Source organism: Mariniradius saccharolyticus AK6 (assembly GCF_000330725.2).
Lineage (GTDB): Bacteria > Bacteroidota > Bacteroidia > Cytophagales > Cyclobacteriaceae > Mariniradius > Mariniradius saccharolyticus.
This window is the reverse complement of sequence record NZ_AMZY02000013.1, coordinates 41,292-62,002: the sequence shown is the minus strand read 5'-3', so window position 1 is coordinate 62,002 and position 20,711 is coordinate 41,292. Positions and strand designations below refer to the sequence as shown.

Genomic DNA, 20,711 nt, shown 5'->3' with positions numbered 1-20,711 from the left:
AACATAAGTTAATATTTTATATCAAGGCTTTTTTGGAAGGATGATAGAGAATACGGTGCCCTTTCCGATCTCAGATTCCACCAGCAATTCACCTCCATGCGCCTTTACAATATCAAAGCTCATAGACAATCCCAGACCAGTCCCTGACCCGGTAGGCTTGGTCGTGAAAAAAGGCTGGAATATCTTGGACTTGATGTCATCCGGGATCCCATTGCCATTGTCACCAACCGAAATCTTGACGCTTTCAGTGGTATTTTTGGTCGCGACCCAAACGTGAGGCTTAAAATCCCCTAGGTTTCCGGATTCCTCCAAAAGATTTTTCTTTTCAGAAGCTGCATAGAACGCGTTGTTGATCAAATTTAGCAAAACCCTGCCAATTTCTTGGGAAATGACTTCAACCTTTGGAAGGTTGGGATCCGCATCCAAATGGAAGTCAGCAAAGAATGATTTGTCCTTTGCCCGCAGGCCGTGGTAGGAAAGCCTTAGAAACTCGTCTGCTAGCTGGTTGATGTCCGTGAGTTCTTTTTTGCTATTGTCCTTGCGACTGTGCTGGAGCATGCTTTTTACGATGCCATCAGCCCTTTTTCCATGAAACTTGATTTTGCCGAGGTTATCCTTGAGGTCATCGGAAATCACCTTGACGTCATCGTAATTGCCCCGGTCGATCTCCTCCTTCATTTCTTCGATCAACTCCTCACTTACCTCCGAAAAGTTATTCACAAAATTCAGCGGATTCTGGATTTCATGGGCGATTCCGGCAGTGAGTTCTCCCAAAGAGGCCATTTTCTCCGCATGGATCAACTGGGATTGGGTAGACTTCAGGTCGGCCAACGATTTCTCCAAAGCAGCAGTTCGCTCATTGACCCGCTCTTCCAGGATACGGTTTTCAGCTTTCAATTTTTGTGAACGCCACTTCACAATGGCGGTGATTATACCGCCTATCAACAGCGCGTATAGCAAATATGCCCACCAGGTGGCGTACCATGGCGGCAATACCACAAAGGAATAGACAGCCTCTTCGCTGATTCTTCCGGTATGGGCCAGGGCCCTGACATGAAAGGTGTACGGACCTGGAGGAAGATTGGTGTATTCTTTGAACTTATTGTCGGTCCAGTCCACCCAATCGGAATCAAATCCTTCCAGAAATGTCTGGTATTTGGTTTTCTTTTCGTCTTCGAAGTAAGGTGCCGCAAACTCAAAGCGGTAGGAGTTTTCTTTTCTTTCAACAGGGGCTAGACCTTTGTTTCTACCATAAAAAGGCAAAGGAATGGTGTCTGTCTTGGTTTCGATTCGTCGGATCAGTGTAAAAAATTCCTTATCGGTCTGATTGTCTTTTTTGGGATCGTAGCGGATCAGGCCTTTCGGAGATCCAAACCACAGGATGCTGTCCTCGTCAATAAAATCCACTTGAGATAAATAAGGTGCTATGGAATTGGTTCTCTCGTCCTTGACAAATTTCCCTTCTTTATTCCGTTTTAGGATATTCTTCTTTTTATCTAAGGATTCATACCAGAGAATGCCTGATTTGAATTGGGTGAAATCAAATAGATCATTCTCCACTGCACTAAAGTCCTCAGTAGCTACAAATTTCCCCTCCTCGGGGGAATACTTCTGCATACCCTGAGGGGAAGTCATATAAAATTCTCCATCAATCTTGGAAAAAGAACCCGAAGGGTCTACATCAAAAACAGTCGGTTTGATGACCTGATTCCCTATGGGTTCTACCCCCTGCGCCTCAATTTCGAGTGCATATAGCTTTCCGTGACCATTCGTAAAAATGATTCCATCTTTTCCTTCAAAAAAGTGGTTGCTGATTGGGCCTATTCCCGGAACTTTTCCCCTTAATTCCCATGGGAATTGTTTGGAAAGGCCCTTTTCGTAGAGAAGAAGCCCTAAGGTGGTTCCGACTAATAGGATATTGGGGTTGTCTTTTGGGATAATTGCAGTTTGTGGCCGGCTCCCATCTTGTGGAAAATCCAAACGAATGGCTTTACCATCTCGAATTACATGTAAATTCCGTCCAGGAACAATCAAATTATCCCCATCACCCAACAATCCAAAAATCTCTGAATTCTCGTTTTCCAGGCCTGATTTGAATTCCTTTTCAATCGCGTCAAATTTGATCAAACCAGTATTAGTCCCTAAATAGAGTTCATCGCCCTTTTTTTGGATGGAACGTACTGCTGAATTGATCCCTAACTCTTTTCCAAAACTAAGAATCGGAGAATCTATAGCTATCCTGGCCATACCGTCCTCAGTGGTTACCCAAAGGCCATTGTTTTTATCAAGGTAGACACCTGTTACCACATCCGAATGCAGGCCTTGGTCAGATCCTATCTTTTTGAGTATTTCTCCTTTGGGATTCATGATCACTACTCCCACTCCTAGGACGCTGAGGATATAGTTACCCTGATGGGATATTGCACCGTAAAGTTGATTTCCTTCTTGGATCAGTAGGTCTACTTCGGTCGGAAACTTTGTTAAAGCACCTTTCTCCAAAAAGTAGAACCCTGTATTCGCTCCACCAAGCAGTATGTTATTACTATTCTTTTCAGGATAAGGAAGCATTACACTAACTGCATCTTTTCCAAAAAAATCTTTCGTACCTGGGATCAACGTTAATTCCTCATCTTCCAATAGGAATAAACCTCGATCTAGATAACGGACATAAATTTGATTGCCAACCAAAAAACTTTTTCCAAATCGTGTTTCTGACTGCCATGATTTTAGGGATTTTAGGGTGAAATCTTCCCCCAATTCCAATCTGATGAGGTAATTCGGAGTTCGAAGTAGAATAAATTCATTCAAAAATAGGATTTCAACGATGGTTTGTCCTGATTTCAGTTCCTCAGGAATTAGGTGAAAGAGTGAAACCGCTCTCGCTTCACCTTTTTCGTCAACTTCCAGATAGCCAAAATCATCGCCCCCATAAAAAATTCTTCCCTTGCTGTCCTTTGTCAGACTTCTTACGGTTACATAATCCCTGATATTAAAAATAGAACGCCAAGAAACCCCGTCATATTCATACATTCCACCTGTTGCTCCAAAATACATGAGTCCATCCTCACTCTGTATGGTGGCCAAAACAGTTGGATATCCACCATACTCCTCGGTGGTATAAGTAGTGATAGGAAGCCTTCCGACCTGCTCGTAGATGGATTGGGCGGATGAAGCGAAAGTCAGTAACAGAAGGAAAAAGCCGGGTATTAAACCAATTCCCGATCTCTTCCGGGACTCTTTAGAAATCACCATAAATGCCTTCAAATTATTATTTTAGACTGTATCCGCTTCGGCTTTTGCAGGTTTTGACCTTTTATTAACATAGAAAATTACACAGCTATTCAAGATAGCATTGTTTCTGTCGAAATAGCTTCCTCACCAGAATTTTTTCCCATCCGGATAGCTCTCCAGAGCCACCTTCATTTGATTATATCCCTTCTGCACGATCTCCCGCCATTTCGTATCATCCAGCATGCCAATTCCCTTGAGGTCCATCTCGATGTAAATATCAACACCGGATTTGGCCATTTCCTGCTTCTGCCTGCTATTGAGTGTCAATGAGTTGACAAGGATCGAGCTGATACCTGGCAGACGGTACTTTTTCTTGCCTCTGACCCTGCTCCAAATCAGTTGCGAAGCGGTAGGCGTTTCCTCAAAATCGACTTCCTGAGTTTTCAACTGGCTGAGAGAGATGGCAATGATATGTTTGACAGGGTATTTGAACATCGTTTCTATCGGAAGATTATCCACCACCCCACCATCTACATGAAGCTGATTCTCAATAACCACCGGCGGATAAATCCCCGGAATAGCAATACTTGCTGCAATTTGCTTCCATGCCAAACCACGTTCGTGAATCTTTATCGTAGAATTGGAGTAATTGGTCGAAACACAATAGCTCGAAACCCAAAAATCCTCCAAATAGGTATCGCCCATCATTTTTTTCACATAGTCGGTCATTTTTCTCCCCGACATGATGGAAATCAGCGGGATGGTATAGTCGTTGGAAGTGAGCTTACTCTCCGCAGACTCCTTACAATAGAAGTCAATCTTTTCTTTGTCAAAATCCGAATAAGATCCGGTCATGCCGTAAAGTGCACCCGCGCTAGTCCCGCCAAGGAAATCGATTTCCAAACCCGCATCATAAAGCGCCTTTATTGCACCCAAATGGGCAAATCCTTTGGCACCTCCTCCACCCAAAACAAGGCCAATGGCCTTATTTGCCAATATCCTTGCGAATCTGCGGATATCAGGACCATGGTTTTTGCGGTAGTGGATATGCAGGTCCACCTTCCTATTTTCAAACCAGCGGCGTGTGTTTTCGGGAAATTTGGCGTCCTCGGGATGCAGCAGCAACAGGTAGATTTTCTTGTTGAGGATATTGTTGGAATACAAATCCAGTTTCCTTTCAATGTCACGAAGGCCACTATCTGCATAAAAATCGGTCGCTATAACGACCAAATCAGCATAGATGATGCACTGACGGGACCACTCGAGGTGATCTTCACTGCTTACCAGGAAATTAAGACCCTCATGCTTCTCCAAGGTATCGTACATCGCCTGGAGCTCAAGATTGGCATGGGACTCGTGGTCAAGAATTTGAATGCTTACATCAAGTGATTCGAATTGGGCCTTAACGGCTTCTGTATATTCCGTAATATCATTGTCAGACTGCAAGTTGATCACAGCGATGTTTTTGGCAGAAACTTCGAGGTGTTTCTGAAGGCTGTTTCTTCGCAGCCGATTCACCACAAACCTTGTCAACTTCGTGGAAAATGCGGGATTACTTGCCACAATCTCAAGGTATTGAGGCTCGGTCAGTTTGAGCACGACGGATTTCCGAATCGCAACTACAGAAGCAGACCTTGGTTCGGCCATAAAGAGAGCAAATTCACCTATTGGTTCGCCTTCACCGATGTCGCCAAGTGCATGAAGTATGCCGTCCGATTGCTCTGCAAGCGCTCTGAACCTGCCGGATAAGACTATGTAAAGGGAATTGTCTCGGTCTCCCTGGTGAAAAAGGAAATTCCCTGTATCCATTTCCAAGGCTTTTCCTTTGTTTAAAATCTGTGTCAACAACTCTTCATCGAGTTCACCAAAAAGACTAACTAATATCGCTCGGTTATGTGGGTTATGGGCAAAATCGGAATTCAAAATTCAATTCTTTTAATATTTAACATCTCTACTCGAATACTCTTTTTAAAGATAAAAAAAGAAATTTCAATCCAATTAAAATTATCTATTTAATTGATCTAAATATCGTCATTTGGACAACATTCATTTTTGCTTAATAAAGTCAGTAAAATGCGTGAGCAAAGTGTTTTTTGATAGGGTCTGGCATGAAGTTGATGGATTCCTCAATATGAAAAAACCAATTAGTGAGTCAATCTATTCCCTTTGATGGGACTGAAACGGCATGTCCGGAAAATAGAAAAAATCAAAGTTGACCTAAATACTCGGCAAAGAAATTACGAACTCAGTTCCTTTCCCCAAATCCGACTGTAACCTGAGTTCTCCTCCATGCCCCTTCACGATATCATAGCTCAGACTCAATCCCAATCCTGTGCCTTGCCCAGTCGGTTTAGTGGTAAAGAAGGGCTGAAAAATTTTATCCTTGATCTCGTCAGGGATACCCGGACCGTTGTCAATCACCCTTATTTCAACTTTCTTGGGAAGCTTTTTGGTGGTGACCGTGACGGTCGGCACGTATTCTCCCCCACGGGATTGGGCCGCTTCTTTTGCTTCCTTTCCTCCTACAGCGTAAAAGGCATTATTGATCAGATTCAGCAATACCCGCCCAATATCTTGAGACACTACTTCCAATTGGGGCAAATTAGGGTCGAAGTCAGTTTTGTAGGTGGCGTTGAATGACTTGTCCTTGGCGCGCAGGCCATGGTAACTTAGGCGAAGGTATTCATCCGCCAATTTATTGATGTCGGTTGGTTCCTTTTTCCCACTTTCCTTCCGACTGTGCTGTAGCATGCTTTTGACAATTCCCTCGGCGCGCTTCCCGTGGCTGACGATTTTCTCCTCGTTGTTTTTGAGATCTTGGATGATTTCCTTGATTTCATCTGTGTCCCCTTTCTCAGCTGCCTGCTCAAGTTCATCAAGCAATTCATGATTAAGCTCTGAGAAGTTATTGACAAAGTTCAAAGGGTTTTGAATTTCGTGTGCAATTCCTGCGGTCAGTTCACCAAGTGAGGCCATCTTCTCTGCCAAAATCAATTGTTCCTGGGTCGCCTTCAAGTCAGTCAACGCCTTTTCCAGTTCCTCCTTTTGCTTTGTCAAATCAGCGGTACGTTCTGCCACTTCGATCTCCAATTGGGCTTTGATTTTTTCTGTCAAGACCAATTCCCTTTCTTTTTGTTCCGCTATAAGCCTTTGAACCTCAAGCGCTTTTCGCTGCCGCCGGGAAATCCACCATTGGGCCACCGCCCATATAAAGGCAAAGAACTCTGCCGTTTCAAATAATGCTTCAACACCACTATAGGTACTTGGGAAGAGAATCTGGCCAAACTCCGCAAGAAAAGTAATCGACACATAGGGAAGTATGGCAGCTACAATGGGCCTCCCCTTGGAAAATGATGGAAGAGTCAAAATGCCGTAAATCAACGCTCCCATCAATAGGAGTGACAATAAGCTCGTCAAAAACCTCGGCCCTACATCTGACGCGCCTAATAATCCAAGGAAAGCGGCCACCGCCATCCCGATAATGAGCAATCTGTTAGTATTGGGAAATGGCTCTGGTTTGTCAAAGTTCTTCCGAAGGTAATTCAGCAGAAAAAAAGCGATCAGGTTTTCTAAGGCCATAGATTCTGGGTTTTGATCTTTGGTTTTCTCAAAAATCAAAGTTTAAAATACACCTTTTATTTGAGGATTGGGATTCCATGGAAAAAAAATCATTCAACCAAACTTTGGCTTAGGGTGATTTTTTACCTATAGTCGGAATCCAAAGAATCCCGGTAATGGAAAGAAACGCTTCTCACCAAAGACAATTCAATTTAAAACAGCCTTTTTTTGAAAAATGCCGCTGTCTAAATCTCCTGACTGCCCATCAGGAAACAAGGCTTACCTTCAACACATCTTTTGCGCTAACTTTGAAAAACTCCTTGTGCACGTTGAATTCAGCTTCGTCGACTTGGGGCAATTTTGGAACGTAGCCTCCATCCTCCAACATCCTATATGAATTGACGTTGTCACGAAGATTGTACGAAAGAATGTTCATCAGCTGTTTCTCCAGCAAATTGTCTTCAATCCGAAATAGAGACTCGAGACGCTTGTCAAAACTTCTTACCATCATATCCGCACTGCCGGCATAGGTTCTTGTTTGACCGTTATTGTGAAAATGATAAATCCGCGAATGCTCCAGAAAATCCCCTACTATCGAAATGACTTCGATATTTTCGCTCAATCCCGGACGGCCAGGTCTAAGGCAGCATATGCCCCTGATTATCAATTTCACAGGAACACCTGCTTGCGATGCGCGATATAGGGCATAGATGATTTCTGAATCCTCCAGCGAATTGACCTTGATAAATATCCCTGCGGGGAGTCCCTTTCGAGCGTTTTCGGATTCTTGCTCGATAAATTCGATCAGCTGTTTTCGCATATCCCGCGGAGCGGTGATCAGGTTTTGGTAAGAAGAGGGCATAGAGTGGCCCGTGATTACGTTGAAAAACTCGGAAACATCGTTGGCCAAAACCTCATTTGTCGTCAGCAAACCAATGTCTGTGTAAAGTCTCGCCGTGTCCTCGTTGTAATTGCCGGATCCAAGATGGACAAAGCGGGTGACTTGGTTTTCGTCCCGCTTAACGATCAGCATCAGCTTGGTATGTGTCTTCAAGTTGCTGATTCCATAAATAACAAAACAGCCCGCTTTCTGGAGTTTTTTGGCCTCCCTGATATTGTTCTCTTCATCAAACCTAGCCTTTACCTCAAATAATACCGATACGTGTTTGCCGTTTTCCGCAGCCCGCAACAAGGTTTTGGTCACCCGGGAGTCTTTTGCCAATCGGTAAATGGTCATTTTGATCGCCATCACGGTGGGGTCGTCCGCAGCCGCATCGAGCAGTTCCATGATCGGATCTATGTTGTTGTAAGGATGATGCAACAGGATATCCCTGGTTTTCAAAACCTGGAAAATATCATCAGAGCCCACGGCTGGATAAGAAATTGGAGGCACAGGTGGCGGTATTTGAGGAAGCTTGTCTTTGAATCTCTTGTTACCAATTACCTGCCATAAACCCGTGAAATCCAGCATACTAGCTCTTTCCACTTTAAAAATACTATCATCTGCGATATTCCATCTTTCTTTGAGCAAACTCACCATCCACCGGCTATATCCTTCCTCGATTTCTATCCTTACCACACGGCCGGTCTTACGCTCGTTAAGCTTTCTTTTTACTTCCTCCAGGAAGTTGGCATCCATGTCTTCACTTTCCTCCAAGGTGAAGTCGCCGTTTCGGGTAATCCTGAACAGGTTGATGGATTCGATATTGACATTGCGGAAAAGCGAAACGATATTCTCCCGTATTACCTCCTCAATCGGGATATAAACGACTACGTCTTCGCGCTCGATTTCGAAGAACCGGGGAATATTTGCAGGAATCTGCACGAATGACAATTTCCTGTTATCCTTTTTCTCTCCAATCGCCAGCGTGACTACCCCAAAAATCAGCAGCTTATTCATCAAAATGGGGAAAGTTCTATACCCGTCAAACACCATCGGAGTCAACATCGGATACACCGCCTTCATGAAATAGGATTTGATCGTCTCTTGTTCCTCGGGCTCAAGGTTCCGGACATTGCTCAGGATAAAACCGTCCTTGGCCATATTGGGCAGCAAATTCCGGGTAAAATGTTCTTGCTGGCGCTTGTGAAATTGTTGGCACTCAAGCATCAGTCGCATTTTGAAAGGTTCCTCTCGAAGCCCCGAATAGTCAATCCGCTCTTTGTCATAATCGAGGTAATTGTAAAGCGAACCAACCCGGATCATGAAAAATTCGTCCAAATTGGACGCTGTGATCGCCAAGAACTTCAATTTCTCAAAAATAGAACGGCTGTCCTTTTTGGACTGGTCCAGTACCCGTTCGTTGAATTTCAACCAGCTCAGATCCCTAGAGATCAGATCCGAGCTCTCGATGATGCTTTCAAATTTATCCTTTGCTGTGACTCTCATGGTTGGAAATAGTTCCTACAAATCTAATATTCTGGGCAAAAAAAAGAGCCTCTCGGCTCTCCTTTTTAGGTATCTATCTTGGCGTATTTCGCATTGCGCTCGATGAAATCCCTTCTCGGAGCCACTTCATCGCCCATCAGCATGGAGAATAGGTGGTCTGCCTCTGCGGCGGATTCGATCGTCACTTGTTTGAGCGTCCTTGTGTTAGGGTCCATGGTTGTACTCCACAGTTGCTCGGGGTTCATTTCTCCGAGACCTTTGTACCGTTGGATATTCACGCTGTCCTCCTTTCCTTCTCCTGCCATTTCCCTGATGAGCCTTTTTCGCTCTTCCTCAGTCCAGCAATACCGTTCATCTTTTCCCTTTTTCAGCAAATACAACGGTGGCTGTGCGATATATACGTAGCCTCTCTCGATCAAAGTCCTCATATATCTGAAAAACAGTGTCAGAATCAAAGTCCTGATATGGGAACCATCAATATCCGCATCGGTCATAATGACGATTTTATGGTACCGCAGTCCTGAGAGGTCAAGTTCCTTGTCGTCATTCGCGGTACCAAATCTGACTCCCAATGCGGTGAGGATGTTTTTGATTTCGTCGTTGTCGTAAATCTTGTGCTCGTGGGCTTTTTCAACGTTCAAGATTTTACCCTTCAAAGGCAATATCGCTTGAAACTCCCGATCCCTACCCTGCTTAGCGGAACCACCCGCAGAGTCACCCTCGACCAAGAAAAGTTCGCAAATGGTTGGATCGGAATTGGCGCAATCGGCGAGTTTACCCGGCAATCCACCACCGCCCAAGACGTTTTTACGCTGCACCATCTCGCGGGCTTTCCGCGCGGCATGCCGGGCCTGTGCGGCCAAAATCACCTTCCCAACAATTGTTTTGGCTTCTTTGGGATGCTCTTCAAGCCAAGTCTGAAGCACTTCGGAAACGGCTGAATTTACCGCTCCAGCCACGTCAGAGTTGCCCAATTTCGTCTTCGTCTGACCTTCAAACTGCGGTTCGGCCACCTTTACGGAGATAACCGCTGTCAAGCCTTCTCGGAAATCATCTCCAGCGATATCGATCTTGAGCTTGTCGAGCATGCCAGACTTGTCTGCATAGCTCTTCAAAGTCCTTGTCAGCGCCATCCTAAAACCCGAGACGTGAGTGCCGCCTTCATAGGTATTGATTGTGTTGACGTATGAAACCACATTTTCCGAATAAGAAGAATTATAGTTCATAGCGACTTGAACCGGCACATTTCCTTTTTCGGACTCGATATAGATTGGTTGGTCGATGATCTTTTCTTTGGTTTCATCCAGATATTGGACAAATTCCACCAATCCTCCTTCCGAGAAGAATTCATCGTTTCTTGGCGTTCCATCTTCCTCAAGCTCGCGGTAATCTTTCAAGAATATCCGTATTCCCGCATTCAAAAAGGACATCTCACGAAGGCGATTGGCAATCGTTTCGTACTTGTACTCTGTAATGGTAAAGATGCTGTCGTCCGGCTGAAAATGGATGGTAGTCCCACGCTTGTTGGTGGTTCCCACCTCACGCACAGGATATTGAGGTATGCCGATTGCATATTCTTGTTCGAAAATCTTGCCATCGCGGTGGACTGTCGCTTTCAGATGCGTAGACAAAGCGTTGACGCAGGACACACCCACGCCGTGCAAACCACCCGAAACCTTGTAGGTATCTTTGTCAAATTTACCCCCAGCGTGCAAAACGGTCATGACGACCTCTAGGGCTGACTTCTTCTCCTTGGGGTGCATGTCGGTCGGGATTCCGCGGCCATTGTCTTCGACTGTTACAGAATTGTTTTCATGTACGGTGACGTGGATCGTATCGCAATGTCCAGCCAGCGCCTCGTCAATCGAGTTATCCACCACTTCCCAAATCAGGTGATGGAGTCCTTTGATTCCAACATCCCCGATGTACATTGCGGGCCTTTTTCTTACTGCTTCTAGTCCTTCTAAAATCTGGATATTTCCTGCTGAATACTCCTGTTGACTTCCTGCTTTCTTTTCGCTCATAACTTGTGTAAAAACGTCTTTTTTTTCTAGAAAAAAAGAGATTTTGGTGATTTTCAATTGAGGCGTAATAATACACAAAAAAATCGAGAGCGCCGCCGTTTTGCGACAGCTTGAGACCTTATTTGTAGCCTTATTTTACCAAAAATATCTGCGGAAAATGCGCCTTCTCCATTCAGTCAGGGGTGCGGAAATCGCAGCAGCAATTTGTTTTTTTATTAAGAGACCATCATCAATACTGCCCCGTGCTCAGCAGCACCAAGGTGCAAGCGGGCCATACCTGAATCCCTTGGGCTTTTGCCAATTTCTCGAGTTCGGGATTCTCGGTACCGGGATTGAAAATGATCCGTTTTGGCTTAAGGGATAGAATATAATCATACCATTCAGGTTGATTTTGAGGACCAATGTACAGTGTCACTGTGTCGACATCCGGAATGGCAGGCCTAGTCCTCAAATCCAAAATCGGCTTCCCGAAAACCTCTCCTGTCTTTATGCCCACCGGGATAAAATCAAACTTAAGCCGATCCAACATCGAGGCAGCTGTGAAGGCGTACCGTGTCGGATTATCGGTTGCACCGAGAATCACTGTCTTTTTCATGTTCAAACTGTCCTACTCCCAAACACCCTGTCCCGCTCGAAAGTCTCGAGGTGACGGTGTTTTTTACTTTCGTAGATATCGGCGATGGTGATCAAAATCCCAGTCTCTTCCACTTCACCAAATTCGTCATTGAGTGCCGTACCAAAGGTCTTCATGGTGGGCGAAAGATTCATGTAGGTATTGATCAAGGGTGGGATATTTTCACCAAAACCCCGGATTTTGCTGTTGAGAAGTTTGTAGCCTTCTTTATAATCCAAACCATCAAAAATCCCGAAAAATTGGCTCCTATCTGTCTCGTAGGTCAACTCAAGATGGGAATGTGGCTTTACGAGATTTTCCTTATCAGGGAAATAATAGTGCATGAAATACAGCAACAAGTCCCGCGCTTCACGTTGGTAGTGGGGATACATCGTTACCTTTCCAAATAGGAATTTTATTTCAGGATTAAGCATTATCACCGCTCCCAAGCCATCCCAAAGGTTATCCAAGGAGAATAACCCCTTTCGATTGTCAATACTTGGCTGATATTTGGGTTGGACAAACGACCTCCCAAGTTCGATGGTTACAGGAATGTAATCGCGTTCGAATCTCTCGGAAAATGAAAAAAGATGTGTCGTAGAAAGGTTCGGGTGGCCTTCATCATTGAGCCCCGCTTCCCCACATTTGATCAGCCGATAGCCTGCCACAATTTCCTCATCCTCAGGATTCCAGGTGATCAATTGCTTGTAGCAATTCTCATTGGTATCGTTTTCATCAATATCCATCGACAAACCGGTACCGCCGCCCGCAGCCCGGAACGTCAATTCCCTCAACCGGCCAATTTCACGCATGGTGTTGGGGGCCTGATGGTAATCTATAAGGTAAATATGGTTGTTCCCGTTATTTGCATAACGCAGAAAACGCTCCTCAGTAAGTTCTTCTTTAATCAACCCACGGTCAACTGCCGGAATAAGTACTTGCATAGGAAAATTGTTTAGGACATCTGGTAAACGGTCTGTTTCACCCATTCCGCCCATTGGCTTTCTGTTTTGGATTTATCAAAGTACTGGTAAGAAATTGGTTTTCCTACATGGATTGTGACTTTTTTACCCCGTTGCGAAAACATCTCATCGGGAAGGTAAAACATCTCAATGTTGGACTTTATCCCCAGTCGTTTTCTGAGTCGCGCAAAATTGTAAAAGAAATTTGAATTGCGCCCTTCTATGTACACAGGAACGATGTCTTTTTTGTACCGCTTCGCTTTGCTGATAAAACTCTTCTTCCATTCCAGATCTTTGATACCTCCTGGTTGCTTCCGCGACACCAACCCAGCCGGGAAAACCAAAACGGCATAGTTACCGGCATAAGTATCTTCGATCAATTGACTGACTTCGCGGCTGTTGGTACCATGCTTGTTGACCGGAACAAATATGGGCTCAAAGTTCTTGATGTTCATCAGGATATCATTGACCAAAAACCGCAGGTCATCCCGATATTTCCCCAGCGCGTGCATGAATGCGATCCCATCCAAGCCGCCCAAGGGATGATTGGAGGCAAAAATCACCGGTGAATCTGCTGGGATATTTTCTGCACCTGTCAAGCTAACCTCCACACCAAACTCTGCGATAAGTGCATCGACAAACGCCAAGCCCTGCAAGTGTCCAATCTTGGCCATCACGCGGTTGATTTCGTCCTGATGGACAATTCTCTTCACGTAGCTGATGACAAACTTTGGCAAAATGCCGTAGACCCTCGGATTTTTTTTCCGAAAGACATCATCGATATCAATGAATGGTTTTTTAGTCTCCAATTGGATCGGGGATAGCCTGAAAACGGGTTTCTCGTAAATCATTGACCATCAAGCAAAGGCAGCAAGAAGCACTTTAGGTCGGTTTCTTTCTTTCCTAAAACTCAAGAATCAATTAGGCTAAAATTACAAAAAAATGGACACGACGATTGAAAATTATCGATTCTACCGGGAAAATAGCAAACCAAAATTGCTCGGAGTTGGTTGAAAATCAAAAAACACCAAAATGAAAATAGCCATAACAGGAGCCACTTCCGGAATTGGTTGGGTGACTTTGAAGAGAATAATTCCGGATGCCGAACAAGTTTTTCTTTTGGCCAGGAATAAAGACAAAGCCGATGTACTCCTGAAAAGCCTGCCAAGCGATCAATCGCAAAAAGTAAGATTCGTGGCTTGTGACCTTGCGGATTTTGACTCTGTAAGCGCGGCGGCAAAAACCATCCAATCCCAAACCACGCATTTGGATTGTTTGGTCAACAATGCAGGTGGCATATTTGACAAGAAGGAATTTACGAAGGATGGGGTCGAGATGAGTCTCGCTGCCAATCACCTCGGTCATTTCTTGTTGACAAACAGGCTGATTCCACTCCTTTTGGCCGCAAAAAATCCCAAGGTCATCAATGTCAGTTCCGAAGCGCACCGCATGGCCAAACCCGACTTTGACGATCTGAATTTTGTGAAGAAATCCTACAGCTCGTTTTTGGCCTATGCCAATGTCAAGCTGTTCAACATCCTGTTTTCCAAATCACTTGTCGACAGGTACGGAAAAAAAGGCCTGCGAAGCTATTCCCTGCACCCAGGCGTCGTCAAGACCAATTTCGGGAAAGAGACCAAGGGGATTTTCAGTTTGTTTTGGAAAATGGCGGCTCCGTTCATGATTTCGGCCGACGACGGCGCCAAAAACAGCCTTTTTCTTATTAAATCGGATTTTTCGGCCGAACAAAACGGAAACTACTTCAAGAATCAAAAACCTAAAAAACCTTCTTCCTTGGCACGTTCGGTCAAGACACGGGAGCAATTGTGGGAAGTGTCCGAAAAAATGTTGGAAAAGTGGTTGTGATATTTGGGAGGAATTTTAGAACTCCTCCCATTTCCAATCTTGATTGATCTGATTGATGGCATGGTGTGCCGTCAAATCGTATTGGCAAGGAACTATTGACACGAAGTTGTTGGCAATCGCCCATTCGTCGTTGTCCTCGCCTTTGTCAAAATTCACGAAGTTACCTGCCATCCAAAAGTACTTCCTGCCGTTTGGGTCATAGCGCTCAGAGAACTCCTCCTGCCATTTGGCGTGCGCCTGTCTACAGACTTTAATCCCCTTGATCGCCTCAAATCTTTTGGGCGGAAAATTCACGTTGAGCGCGACTCCTTTTGAAATGCCGTTTTCAAGAACCTGCTTTGAAATCTTGTAGACGTATTCCTCCACATGGCTGAATTCCGCCTTGGAAGAGTAATCACAAAGGCTGAAGCCGATGGATGGAAGTCCTTCCAATGCGCCTTCGATCGCTGCAGACATGGTGCCTGAATACAAAACCGATATCGATGTATTGCTTCCGTGATTGATACCGCTTACGACCAAATCGGGCTGACGATCCTTGAGCACGTAATGTTTGGCCAACTTTACACAATCCGCCGGGGTTCCGCTGGATTTGTAGGCCTGCACACCTTCAAAAATATCCTCTTCGTAGAGCCGGAGCGTTTCACCGATGGTAATCGCATGACCCATGCCGGATTGGGGGCTGTCTGGCGCTACGACCACCACTTCACCCAATTGCTGCATCACATTGACCAACACGCGTATTCCTTTGGAGGTGATCCCGTCGTCGTTTGATACGAGGATCAAAGGCTTTTTGGACATTAAATTTACCTGATTTGATTATAGTATGCCGTAATCCTGAGGAGATCACCACGCTTGTCATGCGAAAGTCTGTTCTTTCGCATGTACACGTCGACCTCGTCCGAACGGTCGGCTAAGATATCCAAAAGTTCTTTTTTCTTTTGGTTGTAATGCTGGATTTTTCCATCCTTCAAAAAATAGAAATTGAATGCCAACTTATACGCTCCACCCATCGGCGGGCCCCAAATGGGATTCATCATCATCGGGCCATACATGCCCATTCCACGGCTATCAGTGGTGATATATTCGCGACACAGCAGGATAATCTCCTCCCCCTCAGTCAGCACTTCGAAAAAAACCGGCGTCTCGTAATCTCCGGTCAGCGGATAGGGAAGCGTGTAAAAGGTCCGGATACCTCCGTATTGTTCGTCAAATATCTCGAAATGGGTCACATTTGAAGCGCCAAAGGTCTCTACCCCGCTGTTTTGGACCTGGACGAGATTGTTTTCCAAGTCATATTTCAGCATTCCCTGAAATACCTGCCCGTTGACACTGAAAACCTGCCCCTTGTGCCAAATCTGGGATGGGAACTGACCGCTTTGTGCAGAGGCCTGATCAACTGCACATAACAACAGGAACCACAGCAAATGAATTTGTTTCATGTATTTGGCTTGATTAGTCCAATTAAGGTACGAAACGAGCGACAAATAAGTTGATGCAATTTGCACGGTTTTTGAAATTTGGGTCGAAAAAACAAAATCCGTTTGTCATTTTAAGTTTTTCAGAATGGAGTGGCCCATCTTATCACGTTTGGTGGCAAGGTATTTTTCATTGTGGGGATTGGGTTTGATTTCCAGGGGAATTTGCTCTACAATTTCGAGCCCATAACCCAAAAGGCCAACTCTTTTGGTAGGATTGTTGGAGATCAGGCGAATTTTGGAAATTCCCAAATCCCTGAGGATTTGGGCACCCACACCATAGTCCCGCTTGTCCATAGGAAATCCCAACGCCAAATTGGCTTGCACGGTATCCATTCCCTGTTCTTGGAGTTTGTAGGCTTTCAGCTTGTTGATCAGGCCTATGCCCCTACCCTCTTGGTTCATATAGACAACGACGCCTTTACCTTCCTTTTCGACCATTTCCATCGCTTTGTGCAGCTGCGGCCCACAATCACAACGACAGCTACCAAATATGTCACCTGTCACACAAGAGGAATGTACCCTGACCATTACAGGCTCATTTTCGTCCCAAGAGCCCTTAATGAGCGCAAGGTGGAGATCGCCAGTGCTCGTTTGGCGATAGGCAATTAGGTCAAAATCACCCCAAGCGGTTGGCATTTCAACTCCAATTTCACGCTTGATAAGCGATTCATGCTTCATCCTGTAGGCGATGAGGTCTTTGATCGATACCAGTTTGAGGCCAAATTTCTTCGCAACGTCCACCAAATCGGGCAGCCTTGCCATGGTACCGTCCTCATTCATGATTTCCACAAGTACCCCTGCAGGTGCCAGTCCTGCCAAACGCGCAAAATCAATCGCAGCTTCGGTATGGCCTGCACGCCTGAGTACTCCGCCCCTTTTTGCTTTCAAAGGGAAAATATGGCCTGGCTTCCCCAGTTCATCGGGATGAATCGAGTCGTCTATCAAGGCTTTGATCGTCTTGGCCCGGTCTGAGGCTGATATACCGGTCGTGCATCCATGGCCAATCAGGTCCACTGACACCGTAAAGGGAGTTTCAAAGGTCGCGGTATTGTTTCCGACCATCAGTTCCAAACCCAGTTGCTCGCACCGGTCCTCGATCAACGGCGCGCAGATCAGGCCACGTCCATGCGTCGCCATGAAATTGACGATTTCGGGCGTCACCTTCTCGGCAGCACAAATGAAATCGCCTTCGTTTTCCCTGTCTTCATCATCGACCACGATGATCACTTCACCGTTTTTGATGGCTTCAATGGCTGATTCAATGGTATCGAGTGTGATGGGATTGGACATTTGCAGGTATTGGTAGAATGAACAGTAGGGAACAAAATTAGTACCCTTTGGCGAAGTAAACAGGGAAAACCCAAATAAAGTTTGGCTCAATAACTAACCACAATGCCGAGCAATTTGTCGATTTCGACTTGGTATTTCTTCAACTCCATATACACTTGGATGCGATGGCTAAGCTCGTCGACTTCCATTTGAAGTGTTTCGGCCTCTTTGATTTTCTGTTTTGCTTCCTCCAACAACTTTTTGATCACCTTTTTCTTCAAATGCAAAATGTTGTCATAAACGGTTTTGGCCAAATCATCTGCCTCATGGTAAGTAAAAATGTGGTAACGGGTCTCCCAAAGTGTCGATAGCTCATATTTTCTCGTGATCATGGTGATGACCTCTTTCTTGACTTCTTGGTCATCTACTTGTAAAAAAAACTCCGGCTGGGGTAGTACCTTCTGCTCGAGTGCGGATTTATAGAGTTCCAATATCTTCCTAAAAACGGGCGTTTCGAAATGAAGCTCGGCGGTCTCCTGCAGCAGGTATTCGCAAACCATCGTTTGGTCAGAAACCATCTCAAAACCATAATTGACCAAGAGGCGCATCGTTTCTCGTTCCTGCAGGAAGATCATCGACTGGAACGAAACCTGCTCTGGCTGCGTCGGAAGAATTTCCTCCAAGGCAGCTTCGCGTTCCGATTCCTCTCTTTGCTCTTTGAAATAGCGGTCCTTTTCGCCCTTTAGCAGAATCTTGTTGACCTCAGTTTGGATTACTGCCTCCTCGATTTCAAGCAATTTGGCCGACTGGCTTGCAAAAACAGTACGGTTAATGGGATCGGGGATTTTGGACAAACTTCCGATCACATGCCGCACAAGTTCGGCTCGCTTGATGGGATCTTCGGCAATTTCTTCCTTGTATAGACCAATCTGAAAGGCAATAAAATCTTGGGTTTTATTCTTTAGGTAATCCGAAAAAGCCGCTGGGCCGACCTTTCGCGCATAGCTATCAGGATCCTCTCCATTGGGAAAAACGACGGCTTTGACGTTGAGCCCCCCTTCGAGTATCATATCAATCCCCCTCAAAGAGGCCTTGATACCCGCGGCGTCTCCGTCGTACAGGACTGTGATATTGTCCGTAAAGCGCTTGATAAGTTTGATTTGGTTTTCCGTCAGGGAAGTGCCGGAAGACGCCACTACGTTCTCGATCCCTGCCTGGTGAAGGGAAAGTACATCCGTGTAGCCCTCAACCAAATAGCAGTTGTCTTTTTCTCGGATCGATTTTTTGGCCTGGAAAATCCCGTAAAGCACATCACTCTTGTGGTAGACCTCCGTCTCGGGCGAGTTGATGTATTTGGGCTGTTTCTTGTCATTGGTAAGAATCCTCGCCCCAAAACCAATCGGCTTGCCGCCAAGGTTGTGAATAGTAAAGGTGACACGTCCTCTGAACCGGTCATAAATCCTTTCAGGTTCGCCTTCTTTTTGGAGAACCAAGCCCGCCTTCAACAAAATCTCCTCCGAATGCCCCGACTGCTTGGCGGCTTGAAGCAGGGAATCCCACTTGTCCAAGGCATATCCCAAGTCAAACTTTTGGATCGTCTCAGGACGAAGCCCCCTTTCTTTGAAATAGCTCAGTCCAATGGCCTTCCCTTCTTCGCTTTCAAGATTTTTGACAAAAAAGTCCTTGGCAAAGCCCAAGGCGATGTAAAGACTCTCCCGCTCGTTGTAGGCCTGTACTGCTTCCGGAGTCGCCTGCTTCTCCTCCTCCACCTCGATGCCATACTTTTGGGCCAAGTGTCGTATCGCTTCATTGAATCCGATCCCTTCAATATCCATGACAAACTGGATCGGGTCGCCCGCCTTTCCGCAGCCGAAACATTTGTAAATTTGTTTGGCCGGCGAAACCGAGAAAGAGGGCGTGCTTTCATTGTGAAAAGGGCAGCAGGCCCATAGGTTCTGTCCCTTTTTCTTCAAGGGCACATAATCTCCGACCACCTCCTCGATGTCCACCCTATCCTTTACTTTGTCTGTTGTCGTTCGGCTTATCACGGTTTTGGATTATTGGATTTCAAAGATAGAAAAGGAAAGGAACAACTCTGTCCAAACTTCGGAAACCAAATTATCGAGCTAGAGGTTAACTCCTCTGAAAAGGCTTCGATAGGCCCTCCGAAATGTTTTTCATTTAGAATAAATATAAATTAATTTGCGCACCAATAAATCCCTCTCCATGCAAATCGACAACACGAATATCCTGAAGGCACTCTCCAAGGTGCAAGATCCAGACCTTAAAAAAGACTTGGTGACCTTGGGAATGATTCAAAAACTTCATGTTGAAGGCAAGAAAATCAGCTTCTCTGTAGTGTTGACCACGCCTGCCTGTCCTTTGAAGGAGGTAATCAAAAACAATTGTGTGGAGGTGCTGGAAGAAGCTTTCGGAGAGGACATAGATTTGGATATCACTATGACTTCACAGGTGACAAGCAGCCGCGCCAATGCACCGCTTTTGCCAAAAGTGAAGAATATTATTGCCGTTGCATCCGGCAAAGGAGGCGTGGGAAAATCCACGACGGCTTCCAACCTTGCTGTGGCGCTGTCCCTTACGGGAGCCAAAGTTGGTCTGATCGACGCGGATATATTTGGCCCATCGATTCCGATCATGTTCAACGTGGAAGCTGAACAACCTGCCATAAGGCAGGAAAACGGCAAAAACGTCATCATCCCCATCGAACAGTACGGAGTCAAGCTGATGTCGATTGGCTTTCTTACCCCCGCCGATGCGGCAGTGGTTTGGAGAGGCCCAATGGCTAGTTCGGCATTGAAGCAATTCATTGGTGACGTGGACTGGGGCGATTTGGATTACCTGTTGATAGACCTACCTCCCGGCACTTCCGACATCCACCTGACTATGGTTCAAACAGTCCCAGTGACAGGCGTGGTGATCGTGACGACTCCGCAAAAGGTCGCTTTGGGAGATGCCACGAAGGGTTTGACCATGTTCCGACAGCCGCAAATAAATGTTCCCATCTTAGGTGTTGTGGAAAATATGGCTTATTTTACCCCGGAAGAGTTGCCAAACAATAAGTACTACCTTTTCGGTAAAGAGGGGGGCAAAAGATTGGCGGAGAAATTCAATGTCCCTCTTTTGGGTGAGATTCCAATCGTGCAAAGTATTAGAGAAAGTGGGGATTCGGGATTTCCGGCGGTGTTGAAGTCGGGAGTCACCCAAGATGCGTTCTCAGCGTTGGCAGAATCAGTGGCAAGGCAAGTGGCGATCAGAAATGCTGAATTGAACAAAACCGAAGTTGTGCAAGTAAATTAAAGA

The 20,711-nt window shown here is 45.5% G+C and carries 14 protein-coding genes; 2 read left to right on the top strand and 12 right to left on the bottom strand.

What is annotated here, in order from left to right:
* Positions 1 to 21 precede the first annotated feature (21 nt).
* The 8 genes from C943_RS21485 to glsA form a co-directional block, all read right to left on the bottom strand.
* Positions 22 to 3,264, bottom strand: coding sequence for an ATP-binding protein (locus C943_RS21485; RefSeq protein WP_008628666.1), 3,243 nt, complete (start codon positions 3,262 to 3,264; stop codon positions 22 to 24).
* 111 nt (positions 3,265 to 3,375) lie between these two features.
* Positions 3,376 to 5,040 (bottom strand): patatin-like phospholipase family protein, encoded by a 1,665-nt coding sequence (locus tag C943_RS13260; protein ID WP_157198545.1) that lies wholly within the window; start codon positions 5,038 to 5,040, stop codon positions 3,376 to 3,378.
* 408 nt (positions 5,041 to 5,448) lie between these two features.
* A complete protein-coding gene (locus C943_RS13255) occupies positions 5,449 to 6,810 on the bottom strand; it encodes a sensor histidine kinase (protein WP_008628664.1) in 1,362 nt (453 codons plus the stop codon).
* Positions 6,811 to 7,054: 244 nt separating this feature from the next.
* Positions 7,055 to 9,178, bottom strand: coding sequence for a polyphosphate kinase 1 (gene ppk1 / locus C943_RS13250; RefSeq protein WP_008628661.1), 2,124 nt, complete (start codon positions 9,176 to 9,178; stop codon positions 7,055 to 7,057).
* 65 nt (positions 9,179 to 9,243) lie between these two features.
* Positions 9,244 to 11,202 (bottom strand): DNA topoisomerase (ATP-hydrolyzing) subunit B, encoded by a 1,959-nt coding sequence (gene gyrB / locus C943_RS13245; protein ID WP_040480734.1) that lies wholly within the window; start codon positions 11,200 to 11,202, stop codon positions 9,244 to 9,246.
* A gap of 229 nt (positions 11,203 to 11,431) precedes the next feature.
* A complete protein-coding gene (locus C943_RS13240) occupies positions 11,432 to 11,797 on the bottom strand; it encodes a CoA-binding protein (protein ID WP_040480644.1) in 366 nt (121 codons plus the stop codon).
* A 2-nt stretch (positions 11,798 to 11,799) separates the two neighbouring features.
* Entirely contained in the window at positions 11,800 to 12,759 is a 960-nt protein-coding gene (gene glsB / locus C943_RS13235; RefSeq protein ID WP_008628643.1) for a glycine N(alpha)-acyltransferase GlsB, read from the bottom strand.
* Between the two features lie 11 nt (positions 12,760 to 12,770).
* Positions 12,771 to 13,628 (bottom strand): lyso-glycine lipid O-acyltransferase GlsA, encoded by an 858-nt coding sequence (gene glsA, locus C943_RS13230; protein ID WP_008628642.1) that lies wholly within the window; start codon positions 13,626 to 13,628, stop codon positions 12,771 to 12,773.
* Positions 13,629 to 13,809: 181 nt separating this feature from the next.
* On the opposite strand from glsA, the gene C943_RS13225 reads away from it, so the two are divergent.
* Complete coding sequence (locus C943_RS13225) at positions 13,810 to 14,643, top strand: SDR family NAD(P)-dependent oxidoreductase (protein WP_008628641.1); 834 nt, start codon at positions 13,810 to 13,812, stop codon at positions 14,641 to 14,643.
* Positions 14,644 to 14,658: 15 nt separating this feature from the next.
* Here C943_RS13225 and surE read toward each other — a convergent pair whose 3' ends face one another.
* The 4 genes from surE to dnaG all read right to left on the bottom strand — a co-directional run bounded on the left by surE (position 14,659) and on the right by dnaG (position 19,438).
* Entirely contained in the window at positions 14,659 to 15,441 is a 783-nt protein-coding gene (gene surE, locus C943_RS13220; protein WP_008628640.1) for a 5'/3'-nucleotidase SurE, read from the bottom strand.
* 5 nt (positions 15,442 to 15,446) lie between these two features.
* Positions 15,447 to 16,082 (bottom strand): hypothetical protein, encoded by a 636-nt coding sequence (locus C943_RS13215; RefSeq protein WP_008628639.1) that lies wholly within the window; start codon positions 16,080 to 16,082, stop codon positions 15,447 to 15,449.
* A gap of 105 nt (positions 16,083 to 16,187) precedes the next feature.
* The gene (locus tag C943_RS13210; protein WP_008628638.1) at positions 16,188 to 17,411 is read right to left on the bottom strand and encodes a bifunctional 3,4-dihydroxy-2-butanone-4-phosphate synthase/GTP cyclohydrolase II; all 1,224 of its coding nucleotides are present in this window, start codon (positions 17,409 to 17,411) and stop codon (positions 16,188 to 16,190) included.
* An 86-nt stretch (positions 17,412 to 17,497) separates the two neighbouring features.
* Positions 17,498 to 19,438 (bottom strand): DNA primase, encoded by a 1,941-nt coding sequence (dnaG, locus tag C943_RS13205; RefSeq protein WP_008628637.1) that lies wholly within the window; start codon positions 19,436 to 19,438, stop codon positions 17,498 to 17,500.
* A gap of 178 nt (positions 19,439 to 19,616) precedes the next feature.
* Between dnaG and C943_RS13200 the strand changes: the two genes are divergently transcribed.
* The gene (locus C943_RS13200; protein WP_008628636.1) at positions 19,617 to 20,708 is read left to right on the top strand and encodes an Mrp/NBP35 family ATP-binding protein; all 1,092 of its coding nucleotides are present in this window, start codon (positions 19,617 to 19,619) and stop codon (positions 20,706 to 20,708) included.
* Positions 20,709 to 20,711 lie beyond the last annotated feature (3 nt).

What these genes read in the sequence shown, in the direction of transcription:
- C943_RS13200 (WP_008628636.1), top strand. Translation starts at nt 19,617, where the DNA reads ATGCAAATCGACAACACGAATATCCTGAAGGCACTCTCCAAGGTGCAA.
- C943_RS13215 (WP_008628639.1), bottom strand. Translation starts at nt 16,082, where the DNA reads ATGAAACAAATTCATTTGCTGTGGTTCCTGTTGTTATGTGCAGTTGAT.
- glsB (WP_008628643.1), bottom strand. Translation starts at nt 12,759, where the DNA reads ATGCAAGTACTTATTCCGGCAGTTGACCGTGGGTTGATTAAAGAAGAA.
- gyrB (WP_040480734.1), bottom strand. Translation starts at nt 11,202, where the DNA reads ATGAGCGAAAAGAAAGCAGGAAGTCAACAGGAGTATTCAGCAGGAAAT.
- C943_RS13210 (WP_008628638.1), bottom strand. Translation starts at nt 17,411, where the DNA reads ATGTCCAATCCCATCACACTCGATACCATTGAATCAGCCATTGAAGCC.
- C943_RS13240 (WP_040480644.1), bottom strand. Translation starts at nt 11,797, where the DNA reads ATGAAAAAGACAGTGATTCTCGGTGCAACCGATAATCCGACACGGTAC.
- C943_RS13260 (WP_157198545.1), bottom strand. Translation starts at nt 5,040, where the DNA reads ATGGATACAGGGAATTTCCTTTTTCACCAGGGAGACCGAGACAATTCC.
- ppk1 (WP_008628661.1), bottom strand. Translation starts at nt 9,178, where the DNA reads ATGAGAGTCACAGCAAAGGATAAATTTGAAAGCATCATCGAGAGCTCG.
- surE (WP_008628640.1), bottom strand. Translation starts at nt 15,441, where the DNA reads ATGTCCAAAAAGCCTTTGATCCTCGTATCAAACGACGACGGGATCACC.
- glsA (WP_008628642.1), bottom strand. Translation starts at nt 13,628, where the DNA reads ATGATTTACGAGAAACCCGTTTTCAGGCTATCCCCGATCCAATTGGAG.
- C943_RS13225 (WP_008628641.1), top strand. Translation starts at nt 13,810, where the DNA reads ATGAAAATAGCCATAACAGGAGCCACTTCCGGAATTGGTTGGGTGACT.
- C943_RS13255 (WP_008628664.1), bottom strand. Translation starts at nt 6,810, where the DNA reads ATGGCCTTAGAAAACCTGATCGCTTTTTTTCTGCTGAATTACCTTCGG.